This window comes from Variovorax sp. RA8 (assembly GCF_901827175.1).
Lineage (GTDB): Bacteria > Pseudomonadota > Gammaproteobacteria > Burkholderiales > Burkholderiaceae_C > Variovorax.
Genome location: NZ_LR594662.1, coordinates 745785 through 757709, shown reverse-complemented (window position 1 = coordinate 757709; position 11925 = coordinate 745785). Strand labels below are relative to the sequence as shown.

The window sequence follows — 11925 nt, the reverse complement described above, 5'->3', positions numbered from 1 at the left end:
TCCATCTGTCCCGAGGAGAGCACCATGACTTCAGTCGCCATTGCCAATTCGTCGTCTCCTTCGGACGTTGCCTTCGGAAATCTGATCGATCTGGCCATGCTTCGAACGGGCGCGGTGTCTGTGGAAGTCTGCGAGGCCTGCAACACCATCAACCTCGGCGCCGCGCGATTCTGCAAGGGCTGCTCGCACAAGCTGCCGGCGTTCTATGGCGCAACGCCGGCCGACGAGCCAACGGCACCTCCCGCCGGATGGGGCGGCACACCGAGGCGGGGTTGGACATGGGACCTGGCCGCCTTCTGGCTCGTCATCAATTCGCTGGCCGGCGCGACCGCGCTCGGCAGCGTCTGGTAGCGCTCGTCACCGGCCCGTGCCATGCGAGAAACAGTCAAAACCAGCCAGCTGATGCCCGGCACCAGCGAGGCGTCGATCCGCTCGCTGTCGTTCGATCGTGCGGCCGACCCGGCCGCCAACGAACCGCTGCCGAAGGAGGTCTCGCCGTCGCCGCAGGCCACCTCGGCGCAGCCCAACTGGACCGATTGGCAGCCGCCCGGGCCCGCCATCCCGCCGCATCAGCTGACGCGCGTCTGCGACGCCTGTCAAACGCTCAACCGGGACACCGCCCAGTACTGCCGGCGTTGCGCTCATAAGCTATTGCCGCAAGGCGTCGGCGAAGCCGCCGTGACGGCGCCGCCGGGCGGCCGCCCTGCGCATCCGGCACCGGTGGCGGCCCTCGATGACTGGCCTCCGGTGCGCGCCCGCCGCGGGGGCGCGAAAGCTCGGCGTGTGCTGGGCATCCCGGTGCCGCCGGGCGTCGATTCGTCGATCGTCTGGTTGCTGCTCGTGCTCGCGGTGTCGCATGGCGCCTTCGTGCTCTGGTACCTCGGCCGCTCGGCGATGCAAGCCCCGCCGCCGCCCTCCCCTGAAGTTTCCAACGTGTCACGGCCGGCGGCCTCGCAGGAGAGCCCGACGGCAGCGTTGCCGCCTGTGCAGCCCGCAGCGCCGACGACCGAACCCCGCGGCGAACCCGATCGACCGCAGGTGCCGGAGACGCGCGTTGCCGAGCCGGCAGCGCCCGCTGCGCCTCGTGCACAGGAAGATGCCGCGCCTTCTCCGGCCGTCGAGACGGCTGCGGTGCCACCGCCGGTCGACACGGCGGTGGCGGCATCGCCCGACGATCCTGCAACGGCGCAGCCCGAAGCGGCAACGGCAACGACGCCGTTGCCGGCGCCGTTGCCGCTGCCGAGGTCTTCGTCTGTCGAAACGGCCAGGGCTCCCGCAACCGCGAGGGCGAACGAATTTCGCAGGGAAGTCGCGCCTACAAGGGCTGCCGAGCGTACGAATCTTGCGGAGCCCGCACGAGCCGCCGAGCCCGCAAAGCTCGCCGAGCCGGCCAGGGTCACCGAGCCCAAGGCCCAAGGCGACACGAGCGGCGGCACGACATCCGCGTCGGCCCCGCCGACGATCTCTCCGCCGCGAGCGGGCGTTGCGGACGCACGGACGCGACCAGTCGCTGGCCCGCAGCCCCAGGCCGCCCTGCCCCGGCCTTCGACGCCTCCGAGCTACTGCGACCGCTACAACCCGTTCGGCGAAGCCGTCTGCATGAATGCCAGGCCATCGGGGGCGGTGGTGCAGTCATCTCAGAGGACTCCAAGCACTGCAGGCGGCGGGAACTCCAAGGGGCCGAGCATCGGTGCCAACGACCGTTGGACCTTCGCCGCGGGTGGCAGCGGCGGTTCCGCGGGTGGCGACGGTAGCGCAGGCGGAAGCGGCGGTGCTGGTGCTGGTGCTGGTGCTGGTGCTGGTGCTGGTGCTGGTGCTGGTGCTGGTGCTGGTGCTGGTGGCGGCGGCGCTGGCGGTGGCGGCGCAGGTGCCGGTGCCGGTGGTGGTGCTGGTGGTGGTGCTGGTGGTGGTGCTGGTGGTGGTGCTGGTGGTGGTGCTGGTGGTGGTGCTGGTGGTGGTGCTGGTGGTGGTGCTGGTGGTGGTGCTGGTGGTGGTGCTGGTGGTGGTGCCGGTGGTGGTGCCGGTGGCGGCGCTGGTGGTGGTGCCGGCGGTGGCGCTGGTGGTGGTGCCGGCGGTGGCGCCGGTGGTGGTGCCGGCGGTGGCGGCCCCGGCGGCGGCGGACCCGGCGGGGGTGGCGGCCCGGGTGGCGGCGGTGGCGGCCCCGGCGGCGGTGGCGGACCCGGCGGCGGTGGCGGCCCCGGCGGCGGCGGCGGACCCGGCGGGGGTGGCGGCCCGGGTGGCGGCGGTGGCGGCCCCGGCGGCGGTGGCGGACCGGGTGGCGGCGGACCCGGCGGCGGTGGACCCGGTGGTGGCGGTGGACCCGGTGGCGGTGGCGGACCCGGTGGTGGTGCTGGCGGCGGTGGCGGTGGCGGGCCAGGCAGGTAAGACACGACGGCGAGGCCGGTAGGGCCGCGGCGTAGACGCGCGGGTTAGCCCGCTCACGCACGCTTGGTCACGATCGATACGATTTCCGGCAAGGCGCAGCCGTGCTCTGCGCTGGAGCCGAGATGAACACCGAGATCTCCGAGACCGAGCGCCTGGCGCTCTACCGAATGATGCGCCGCATCCGCGCCTTCGAGAACGCTGCCGAGGTGGCCAGCCAGGGCGGCGTCAGCGCTTATGGCCAGGAAGCCGCGGGCGCCGCCAGGGTGCGCGGCCCGCTGCACCTGTCGACCGGGCAGGAGGCGGTGGCCGCGGGTGTCTGCGCGCATCTCGCAAAGGCCGACTACCTGACCTCCACGCACCGCGGCCACGGCCACACGCTGGCGAAGGGCGCCGACCTGACGCGCATGATGTGCGAGCTCTTCGGAAAGGCCAGCGGCTTCAACGGCGGCAAGGGCGGCTCCATGCACATCGCCGACTTTTCGGTAGGCATGCTCGGCGCCAACGGGGTGGTCGCCGCCGGGCTGCCGATCGCGGTGGGCGCGGCGCACGCGCAGAAGCTGCAGCGCAAGGACGCGATCACCGTGTGCTTCTTCGGCGACGGCGCGATCAACCGCGGACCCTTCCTGGAATCGCTCAACTGGGCGCGCGTCTACGCGCTGCCGGTGCTCTTCGTCTGCGAGGACAACCAGTGGAGCGCGACCACGGCCAGCGGGCCGATGACGGCCGGCGACGGCGCCTCGGCCCGCGCCGATGCGCTGGATATCGCGGCGACGCGAGTGGATGGCAACGATGTCTTCGCCGTGCACGCGGCCGCGCGAACGCTGGTGGGCGAGGTGCGCAGCGGACTCGGGCCGCGGCTGCTGCATGCCCTCACGTACCGCGTCAAAGGCCATGTCTCGGTCGACCCGGCGGGCTACCGCGATCCGGCCGAGCTGGCTGCTGCACTCGAAACCGACCCGATCGAGCGCGCCCGCATGCGCCTGCTGGCCGGCGGCGCCGAGGCTGCGGTGCTCGATGCCATCGAGCACGAGGCGCAGGCAGAGGTCGAGGCCGCCTTGGCCGTGGCCGACGCCGCGCCCTGGCCCGAGGCCGCGGCCGCCTTCACCGACGTGCAAAGCACCGGAGCCGGCCAATGGACATGAGCAGCGATACGGCGCCCGAGCGCGGGGCCGCGGCCACGGTGGGGGAACTGAACTACGCCGAGGCCGCCGCGCTCGCCGTGCAGCGCGAGATGGAGGCCGATGCCCGCGTGGTGGTGCTCGGCGAGGACGTGGGCCGGGGCGGCATCTTCGGTCAGTACAAGGGCCTGCAGCAGCGCTTCGGCGCCGAGCGGGTGATCGACACGCCGATCTCCGAGGCCGCGATCATGGGTGCCGGCGTGGGCATGGCGCTCGCGGGGCTCAGGCCGGTGGTCGAGATGCGGGTTGTGGACTTCGCGCTGTGCGGCATGGACGAGTTGGTGAACCAGGCCGCCAAGAACCGCTTCATGTTCGGCGGCCAGGGCCGGGTGCCGCTGGTGGCGCGCATGCCGGGTGGTATCTGGGATGCGTCGGCCGCGCAACATTCGCAGTCGCTGGAGGCCTGGTTCGCGCACCTGCCCGGCGTGGTCGTGGTGTGCCCATCGACGCCGCAGGACAACCACTCGCTGCTGCGCGCGGCACTGCAATGCGGCGATCCGGTGGTCTACATCGAGCACAAGAACCTGTGGGGACTGCGTGGTGCCGTGGACGAATCGCTGGACGTGCCGCTCGGCAAGGCGGCGCGACTGCGCGCTGGCGACGCGTTGACGATGGTCAGCTGGAGCCGCCAACTGCAAGCCTGCAGCGCGGCCTGCGATGTGCTCGCCGCCGAGGGCATCGCGGTCGAGCTGATCGACCTGCGCACCCTGTGGCCGTGGGACCGCGAGGCGGTGTTCGGCTCGTGCGCGCGCACCGGCCGGCTGCTGGTGGTGCACGAGGCTGTCCAGGCGGGCGGCTTCGGCGCCGAGATCGCGGCCAGCGCGGCCGAGGCCACCGGCTGCCGCATCGCGCGGCTGGGCGCGCCACGCATTCCGGTGGGCTATGCGCCGGTGCTGGAAGCGCAGTCGCGCGTGGGCGCCGGGCGCATCGCCGATACGGCCCGAGCCCTCTGCCGATGAGCGATGCCGGCAGTCTCGAGGATTCGGTCTTTCTGAAGCTGGTCCGCGTGGTGAACCTGACGGCGCGGCCTTTTCAGCAGCGCGTGGGGCGGCGCCATCAGCTCACGCTCAACGAGTGGCGCACGATGGCCGTGCTGGGCCGGCAGCCCGGGCTCACAGCGACCCAGCTGGCGGAAGCGACGGGGCTGGACAAGATGGCAGTGAGCCGCGCGCTCGCGGGCCTGAAGCGCCACAAGCGCCTGCACCGCCACGAGGACCCGACGGACCAGCGCCGCAGCCGGCTCTACTTGAGCAGCGAAGGCAAGGCGCTCCACGCCATCGTCAGTGTGGAGGCCCGGGCGCGCGAGGCGGAGCTGTTCGCGCTGGCCGATGCGCAGGAACTGGGGCGGCTGGGGGCGACGCTGGACAAGCTGATCGCGTCGGTGACGCAAGCGGGAAGCGAGCAGTCGCGCACCGCATGCCCGCGAGGGCCCACCTAAGCCGCGAAGCCGCCGTCGATGTTGAGGCTGGCGCCGGTGACAAAGCCGGCCTCGGGCCCTGCAAGGTAAGCCACCATGCCCGCGATCTCGTCGCCGCGGCCGTGTCTCGAAAGGGCCATGAAGCTGTGCATGGTGGAAGCCATCGGGCCGTCGGCCGGGTTCATGTCGGTGTCGACGGGACCGGGCTGCACGTTGTTGATCGTGATGCCGCGTGGCCCGAGGTCGCGCGCGAAACCTTGCACGAGTCCCGTGAGTGCGGATTTGCTCATGGCATAGACACCACCGCCGGCAAAGGGCATGCGCTCGGCGTTGGTGCTGCCGATATTGATGATGCGGCCCCCTTCGCCCATGTGGCGCAGCGCCGCCTGGATGGCGACGAAGACGGCGCGCACATTGACCTTCAAGGTGAGGTCGAAATCTTCCAGTGAGACCTGGTCGACGGCACCGAGTTTGAGAACGCCTGCGTTGTTGACCAGGATGTCGAGCCGGCCGAACGCATGTGCGGCCTGGTCAATGGCCGAGCGCAGCGCATCCGCATCGGCGCTGTCGACGCGCAACGGAATCGCGCGCCCGCCTGCGGCTTCGATGCTTGCGGCCAGGTCCCTGGCCGCGGCATCGTTGCTGGCGTAGCTGAAGGCGACGGCGGCGCCGTCCTGGGCGAGACGCCGCACGATCGCGGCGCCGATGCCGCGCGAGCCGCCGGTGACGAAGGCGGCCTTGCCGCCCAGGATGGGCTTGGGGGAGGTAGCTTGGGACATGGTGAAGCTTTGGAAGTGAGTTGCGATGACTGAAGTGTCCAGCTTCGATTGCACCTTCGGTAGCTCCCCACAAGCCCTATCAATTTCAACTTTGGGTTGAAAATCCGCGCGTGCAACCCTTGAGCCATCTCGAGTCCTTCGTCCGCAGCGCCGAGACCGGCAGTTTCTCTGCGGCCGCGCGGCAACTGGGCCTGACGCCCGCGGCGGTGAGCAAGAACGTGGCGCGGCTCGAAACCAGCCTGGGCCTGCGCCTGTTCCAGCGCAGCACCCGCAAGCTGACTCTGACCGAGGGCGGCGAGCGGCTGCTGCACCAGGTCGCCGGTGCGCTCGGGACGCTGGCCGACGCCGTGGCCGGCGCAGCCGAAGCCGACCGGCAGCCCGCCGGCACCCTCAAGGTCAGCATGGGGCAGGCCTTCGGACGCGAATACGTGGTACCGCTGCTCGGCGAGTTCCTGGCGCGTTATCCGGCCGTGCTGCCCGACTGGCACTTCGACAACCGGCAGGTGGACCTGATCGGCGAGGGCTTCGACGCGGCGATCGGCGGCGGCATCGAGCTCACGCCGGGGCTGGTGGCGCGCGAGCTGGCGCGCATCCATGTAGTCGCCGTCGCCGCGCCGCACTATCTGGCCGGCAAGGCGATGCCGTCGCACCCGGCAGAGCTGGCCGCCCTCGACAGCATCGTGCGCCGTTCCTCGCCCACCGGGCGCATTCGCCCATGGACGCTGCGCAACACCGCCGGCGACGAAGTGGCGGTGAACACCCGGCCCCGCCTGATCTTCAGCGACCCCGAGGCGATATGCCGCGCCGCGATGCAGGGGCTGGGCGTCGCGCTGGTGCCGATGCCCTTTGCGCTGCCTGGGTTGCAAAGCGGCGCGCTGCTGCGCCTGCTGCCGGGCTGGTATGACGACGCCGGCCCGTTGTCGCTGTACTACTCGAGCAAGAAGCTGCTCCCGGCGAAGACCCGCGTGTTCGTCGACTTCGTGGTGGAACAGTTCCGGGCGGGGCGCTTTGCGCAGCGCATGCATGGGGCGTCCCCGGCGCCGGGATGAGCCGCATAACCGCTCCGAAAGCGAATAGCGCCGTCGCCGCAGGCGAAGATGCTCCAGCGAACACGGGGTAATTCCCTGCGGCGGATGTGGCCAGCGCCCTGTACAACACGGCGCCATGTACCAACAGGAATTCCGCATGAGCTCTGCATTCATTTCCCGCCGCGCCGCACTGGCCCTCGCGGCCGCAGCGGTACTCGCCGCAGGTCCCGCCGCCGCCCAAGGCGCCTGGCCGACCAAGCCGGTGCGCATCGTCGTGCCCTTTGCGCCCGGCGGCACCACCGACATCCTGGCGCGCGCGGTGGCGCCCGAATTGTCCAAGGCCTTCGGCCAGCAGTTCATCGTCGACAACCGCGCGGGCGCCGGCGGCAACGTCGGCGCCGACATCGTCGCCAAGGCGCCCAACGACGGCTACACGCTGCTGATGGGCACGGTGGGCACCCACGGTATCAACCGCGCGCTCTACCCCAAGCTGCCCTATGACCCGATCAAGGATTTCGCGCCGATCACGCTGGTGGCGGCGGTGCCGAACGTGATGGAAATGAACGTCGACAAGGCGAAGGCGCTCAACATCAACAGCGTGGCAGACTTCGTGAAGTACGCCAAGGCCAACCCGGGCAAGCTCAACATGGCTTCCAGCGGCAGCGGCACCTCGATCCACCTGGCAGGCGAGCTCTTCAAGACGATGACCGGCAGCTTCATGACGCACATCCCGTACCGCGGGTCGGGCCCGGCGCTGCTGGACCTGGTGGGCGGCAATGCCGACGTGATGTTCGACAACCTGCCTTCGTCGATGCAGCAGATCAAGGGCGGCAAGCTCAAGGCGCTGGCCGTGACCAGCGCGCAGCGCTCGCCGGCCCTGCCCGACGTGCCCACGGTCGAGGAAGCCGGCGGCCCCGCGCTCAAGGGCTACGAGGCGAGCTCGTGGTTCGGCCTGCTGGCGCCGGCCGGCACCCCGCCGGAGATCGTGAATCGCATCCAGCAGGAGGTCGCCAAGTCGCTGGGCACGGCGGCCATCAAGGAGAAGATGGTCGCCCAGGGTGCGATCCCGAGCGGCAACACGCCGGCCGAGTTCGCCAAGCTGATCGACAGCGAACACACCAAGTGGGCGAAGGTGGTGAAAGCTTCAGGCGCCAAGGTCGACTGAAATGGCAGGCTGGCGGCTCCGCGGAGCGCGCAAGCCTTGGGCATCGCGGTCGAGCGCCATCGACCTGCGCATCCCCAGGCCGTGGGCCCCGCGAGACGGTGTTCGGCTCGTCAGCCCTGCAAGAGGGTGTGAATGGCCAATGCCGCGATCAGCATCAGCCATTGCACCATCACGGCTTGTCCGCCATTGGTCGCGGGTGCCCAGAGCTCTTTGTGGCTCTCTGCCCAAAAACCCACGTTGTTCAGAGCGACCGCGGTCTTCCCCTGGCCGTCCAAAGGCTGCACCCGCTCGGACTCGGTAGGGCATTGCGACCACAGCGGCTTGGAGAGCCAGCCGTCTGGGATTTCGCCTGGTGCAGGGGGTTGGGCATACGGCGGGCCGACGCTGTAGGCGATTTCTTCGGCCATGTTTTTGCACTCACCCGGTCCAACCGCGAACCCACAGTCGCAGAGCCATTTCTGGATCAGGTCTGTGAAGCGTTCAACTTGAGTCTGGGTGCTTCCGATCGGCCTACCTCCCTCCCCCCGGGTCACGATGACGCCGGTCACTACGCCCGCAGCAACAAGACCCAAGGCGACCGTCGCGGTCCTATAGGGATGTCTGCGAACCGCTTCCAGCACTCTGCTCACGGCGCTCGTTTGCGGGGTCGTGGCGCTTGGTTGTTGAGGAATCCCGGCGGCGTTGAAAGGCACCACGACGACGGTGTCGTCATTCCGTCCCGGTGGCCCAGAACTGTCGACGGACCTCGGGATGACGATATCGACATGGCTTGTTGACGAACCCGCGTCAGTGTCGGAAGAACTGCCAGTGTCCTCGACGGGCGTAGGCACGATTTGGTCGTGACTAGGCGCGCGAACGACATCGTCTGTCGACGGCTTTGGTGGCGCACCTTCATTCCATTTCCCAGAAGGTTGCGCGGGTTGGAGACTGGGATTGTTCAAGGGGCTAAGGAGGGATGGATCCGACGCGGTACGAAGCAGATTGGGAGGCGAGTTGACAGGCCGCATGGTAGATATCGAGAAAATGTCAAATGAGTACTTAATGAGCGTTCCGAAGCAGGGCTGCCTTTTCGAGGGCAATGTCTTGCAGCTGCGCATACTCGGAATCAGATCGCGCGATCTCGACGGCTGCTTCGAAAGCCTCGATGGCCCGATCATTCAGGCCCATGGCAGCAAGGCATTCACCCGAACGCAGCAGAGGCCCCGGCGTGGGGCTCTCGGCTTCGTTGATGGTGCTCAGTCCGAACATTCCCAGAGCGACGTGCGGGTGATCGAGGCGCTGCAGGCAACTGCCGGCGAGGAAGGCGTAGCGCGCCTCGCGTTCCGGCCGGCCGGCGAGATGCAACGCGATGGGAAGCGCATGCGCGAACTCACCTGCATCGCAGAGGCGGGCGGCGATTTGATAAAGCTCATCCGGGCTCTGGCCCTCGGGCAGATCGCCGGTGGGCAGCGGCCGGTTCGCCTGGAGGGCGGCAAGGAGTTCGTTCGGTTGCTCGCTCAGACGACGCAACTGCGAAGTCAATTCTGAAACGATGCTTGCGATTTGGGGATCGGGATGTGCTTGAAAAAAACTCATGAGTTCTGTTTTTGGTTGGGTAGGCGCAGACAAAAGCAATGGTCCGTGGACCGAGCAGTCGGGTAGGCAGGGGGTTTGTTTCTCCGGTCTCGTTATTCGCACAGACTGGGTAACAGCCGACCACGGATCGGTTCCACCTTTAGTGGCGGGCGGGCATTGAGACCCGATCGAGGACTTCGTGCCGATCGCGCTGGTGGCAGCCGTGCCTAACGTGGTGGAGGTGAATGTCGAAAATGCGAAGGCGCTCAACCACAACCGCGTGGCGGACTTGGTGAAGTACGCCAATGCCAACCGCGTCGTTCAAGGGCTACGAGGCGAAGTCGCGACCAGGGGCTGCCCGCGCCCGCCGACGGTGGTGAAAGCCTCGGGCGCAAAGGTGAACGGAACGGCAGGACTTCCCGTCGGCGCGCGACGCGACGCTCTTTCGAGAGACCGCGGAACCGGCTTCGCCGGGCCGCTGGTGTCGCCCCCGGTAGGGGGTGGGCGGCTACACGAAGTGAGCCAACCTGGGGGCGAGCAACATCTCCACCGCGGAACCGGCTTCGCCGGGCCGCTGGTGTCGCCCCCGGTAGGGGGGTGGGCGGCTACACGAAGTGAGCCAACCTGGGGGCGAGCAACATCTCCACCGCGGAACCGGCTTCGCCGGGCCGCTGGTGTCGCCCCCGGTAGGGGTGGGCGGCTACACGAAGTGAGCCAACCTGGGGGCGAGCTAAACCTCCCAGGTCACGTCCTTGCCGTCGGCCAGGGACTCTTTCAGCATGTGCAGCAGCGGCACGGCGCGCTGGTGCAGCCCGATATGCTGCTTCTCGGCCTCGTTGTCGTGGCCCTCGACCGCGTAGTCGTCGTAGTTGTGCGCGTTGCGGCTTTCGCGCGCAATGGCGGACTCGAGGGCGGAAATGGCCGCCGGCATGTGCTCGACCGTGATGACCCCCTTGGGCGCCGACGCCTTGCCGATGATGTCGAACAGCTGCTGCGCATGGGTCTCGAGCATCACGAAGGGAGGGGTGGCGCGGGATTTGAATCGGTACAGCATGGGTGCCTCGCTTTACTTGTAAATGTAGTTGCGAACGAAAGGGTACGCCGACTGTGCGCCGAACAGCGGCCCCGCCTTGACGTTGCCGTCGGGCTTGGTGGACAGCATCTGGTGCAGTGCGATCCAGCCCTGCTCGAAGCTCATGGCCGAGCCCGCGAGATAGAGGCGATATGCCCGCAGGACGCGTTCGGCCTTCTCCGCGCCGCTGGTGCGCACCAGGACCTCTCGCGCCTCGTCGAAGCGAGCTTCGAGCGCGTCGGACCAGTGCCACAGCGTGCGCGCGTAGTGCGGCCGCAGGTTCTCGGTGTCGACCATCTCGAGTCCTGCTGCCGCGGTTTCGCGCAGGATGGTGGTGACGTGCAGCAGCTCGCCGCCCGGGAAGATGTACTTCTCGATGAAGTCGCCCAGGCCGGCACCCAGCTGCGCATAGTCGAGCTGGCCGGACGTGATGCCATGGTTCATGGCCAGGCCGCCGGGCTTGAGCAGAGCATGGATCTTGCGGAAGTAGGCGCCCATGTTGGCGCTGCCCACGTGCTCGAACATGCCAACGGAAGAGATCTTGTCGAAGGGCTTGTCCTCCTCGAGCAGGCGGTAGTCGCGCAACTCGACCCGCACCCGGCCTTGCAAGCCCTTTTCCTCGATCAGGCGCGTCACGTAGGCATGCTGATTCTTCGACAGCGTGATGCCGGTCGCATCGACGCCGTAGTGCTCGGCCGCCCACAGCAGCAGCGCACCCCAGCCCGAGCCGATGTCGAGATAGCGCTCGCCGGGCTGCAGCATGAGCTTGCGGCAGATGTGGTCGAGCTTGGCCTCCTGGGCCTGCGCCAGCGTCATGTCGGCGTCACGGAAATAGGCGCATGAATAGACCCGGCGCGGGTCCAGCCACAGCGCATAGAAGTCGTCGGATACGTCGTAGTGGAACTCGATCTGCTGGGCGTCCTTGCCCAGCGAATGCGAGCTGCGCGAGCGGGCATGCCGCTGCAACTTGCTCCACCAGCCATGCGTGATCTCCACCGGGTTGCGCGGCAGCAGCCCGACCGTGACGTCGACCAGGTCGCGCATGGCGCCCTGGATCTGGACCTTGCCTTCGACGTAGGCCTCTCCGATGGCGCCGAGCTGCCGTGCGCCCAGCTTGGCGAGCGCCGACCAGTCCGAGAAGGCCAGCGTGATTCGCGATCCCGGCCGGCTCACCTGCCGGCCATCGGGCAACTGCAGCGTCAGCGGAACCGGCAGATCGGAAAGCTGCGACTCGATCTTCGGCATCAGGCTGGGCACGGAGCTTGGCATCAGACTTGGCATGGAGCCATTCTTGCCAGCACGCGCAAAGTCGTCAACCGACCCTCAGGGAAAGCCCTTCATGGAGTT

The 11925-nt window shown here is 68.6% G+C and carries 12 protein-coding genes; 7 read left to right on the top strand and 5 right to left on the bottom strand.

Features of this window, described 5'->3' with window-relative positions:
- Positions 1-24 precede the first annotated feature (24 nt).
- From E5P3_RS03665 to E5P3_RS03645, 5 genes are all read left to right on the top strand, one after another.
- Positions 25-351 carry a hypothetical protein gene (locus E5P3_RS03665; protein WP_162584718.1) on the top strand — a complete coding sequence of 109 codons (327 nt, stop codon included), beginning with the start codon at positions 25-27 and terminating at the stop codon, positions 349-351.
- Between the two features lie 1339 nt (positions 352-1690).
- Positions 1691-2407, top strand: coding sequence for a hypothetical protein (locus tag E5P3_RS03660; protein WP_162584717.1), 717 nt, complete (start codon positions 1691-1693; stop codon positions 2405-2407).
- Positions 2408-2507: 100 nt separating this feature from the next.
- Positions 2508-3527 (top strand): thiamine pyrophosphate-dependent dehydrogenase E1 component subunit alpha, encoded by a 1020-nt coding sequence (locus tag E5P3_RS03655; RefSeq protein ID WP_162584716.1) that lies wholly within the window; start codon positions 2508-2510, stop codon positions 3525-3527.
- Positions 3524-4522 (top strand): alpha-ketoacid dehydrogenase subunit beta, encoded by a 999-nt coding sequence (locus tag E5P3_RS03650; RefSeq protein WP_162589522.1) that lies wholly within the window; start codon positions 3524-3526, stop codon positions 4520-4522. Before E5P3_RS03655 ends, E5P3_RS03650 begins: the two co-directional genes overlap by 4 nt.
- Complete coding sequence (locus E5P3_RS03645; protein WP_162584715.1) at positions 4519-5001, top strand: MarR family winged helix-turn-helix transcriptional regulator; 483 nt, start codon at positions 4519-4521, stop codon at positions 4999-5001. The genes E5P3_RS03650 and E5P3_RS03645 overlap by 4 nt, the downstream gene beginning before the upstream one ends.
- Here E5P3_RS03645 and E5P3_RS03640 read toward each other — a convergent pair.
- Positions 4998-5759: an SDR family oxidoreductase gene (locus E5P3_RS03640; RefSeq protein WP_162584714.1), complete on the bottom strand. Its 762-nt coding sequence runs from the start codon at positions 5757-5759 to the stop codon at positions 4998-5000. The two genes, E5P3_RS03645 and E5P3_RS03640, sit on opposite strands and share 4 nt — an antisense overlap.
- A gap of 110 nt (positions 5760-5869) precedes the next feature.
- On the opposite strand from E5P3_RS03640, the gene E5P3_RS03635 reads away from it, so the two are divergent.
- Both E5P3_RS03635 and E5P3_RS03630 read left to right on the top strand, forming a co-directional pair.
- Positions 5870-6808 carry a LysR family transcriptional regulator gene (locus tag E5P3_RS03635; protein ID WP_162584713.1) on the top strand — a complete coding sequence of 313 codons (939 nt, stop codon included), beginning with the start codon at positions 5870-5872 and terminating at the stop codon, positions 6806-6808.
- A 136-nt stretch (positions 6809-6944) separates the two neighbouring features.
- On the top strand, positions 6945-7952 hold the full coding sequence (locus E5P3_RS03630; protein WP_162584712.1) for a Bug family tripartite tricarboxylate transporter substrate binding protein: 1008 nt from the start codon (positions 6945-6947) through the stop codon (positions 7950-7952).
- A gap of 110 nt (positions 7953-8062) precedes the next feature.
- Here E5P3_RS03630 and E5P3_RS35675 read toward each other — a convergent pair whose 3' ends face one another.
- From E5P3_RS35675 to E5P3_RS03610, 4 genes are all read right to left on the bottom strand, one after another.
- A complete protein-coding gene (locus E5P3_RS35675) occupies positions 8063-8581 on the bottom strand; it encodes a hypothetical protein (RefSeq protein ID WP_232072970.1) in 519 nt (172 codons plus the stop codon).
- Between the two features lie 409 nt (positions 8582-8990).
- A complete protein-coding gene (locus tag E5P3_RS03620) occupies positions 8991-9527 on the bottom strand; it encodes a hypothetical protein (protein ID WP_162584710.1) in 537 nt (178 codons plus the stop codon).
- 709 nt (positions 9528-10236) lie between these two features.
- Positions 10237-10560 (bottom strand): DUF1840 domain-containing protein, encoded by a 324-nt coding sequence (locus E5P3_RS03615; RefSeq protein ID WP_162584709.1) that lies wholly within the window; start codon positions 10558-10560, stop codon positions 10237-10239.
- A gap of 12 nt (positions 10561-10572) precedes the next feature.
- Positions 10573-11859, bottom strand: coding sequence for an SAM-dependent methyltransferase (locus E5P3_RS03610; RefSeq protein ID WP_232072969.1), 1287 nt, complete (start codon positions 11857-11859; stop codon positions 10573-10575).
- Between the last annotated feature and the right edge of the window lie 66 nt (positions 11860-11925).

What these genes read in the sequence shown, in the direction of transcription:
- E5P3_RS03640 (WP_162584714.1), bottom strand. Translation starts at nt 5,759, where the DNA reads ATGTCCCAAGCTACCTCCCCCAAGCCCATCCTGGGCGGCAAGGCCGCC.
- E5P3_RS03620 (WP_162584710.1), bottom strand. Translation starts at nt 9,527, where the DNA reads ATGAGTTTTTTTCAAGCACATCCCGATCCCCAAATCGCAAGCATCGTT.
- E5P3_RS03630 (WP_162584712.1), top strand. Translation starts at nt 6,945, where the DNA reads ATGAGCTCTGCATTCATTTCCCGCCGCGCCGCACTGGCCCTCGCGGCC.
- E5P3_RS03650 (WP_162589522.1), top strand. Translation starts at nt 3,524, where the DNA reads ATGAGCAGCGATACGGCGCCCGAGCGCGGGGCCGCGGCCACGGTGGGG.
- E5P3_RS03645 (WP_162584715.1), top strand. Translation starts at nt 4,519, where the DNA reads ATGAGCGATGCCGGCAGTCTCGAGGATTCGGTCTTTCTGAAGCTGGTC.
- E5P3_RS03610 (WP_232072969.1), bottom strand. Translation starts at nt 11,859, where the DNA reads ATGCCAAGTCTGATGCCAAGCTCCGTGCCCAGCCTGATGCCGAAGATC.
- E5P3_RS03655 (WP_162584716.1), top strand. Translation starts at nt 2,508, where the DNA reads ATGAACACCGAGATCTCCGAGACCGAGCGCCTGGCGCTCTACCGAATG.
- E5P3_RS03665 (WP_162584718.1), top strand. Translation starts at nt 25, where the DNA reads ATGACTTCAGTCGCCATTGCCAATTCGTCGTCTCCTTCGGACGTTGCC.
- E5P3_RS03615 (WP_162584709.1), bottom strand. Translation starts at nt 10,560, where the DNA reads ATGCTGTACCGATTCAAATCCCGCGCCACCCCTCCCTTCGTGATGCTC.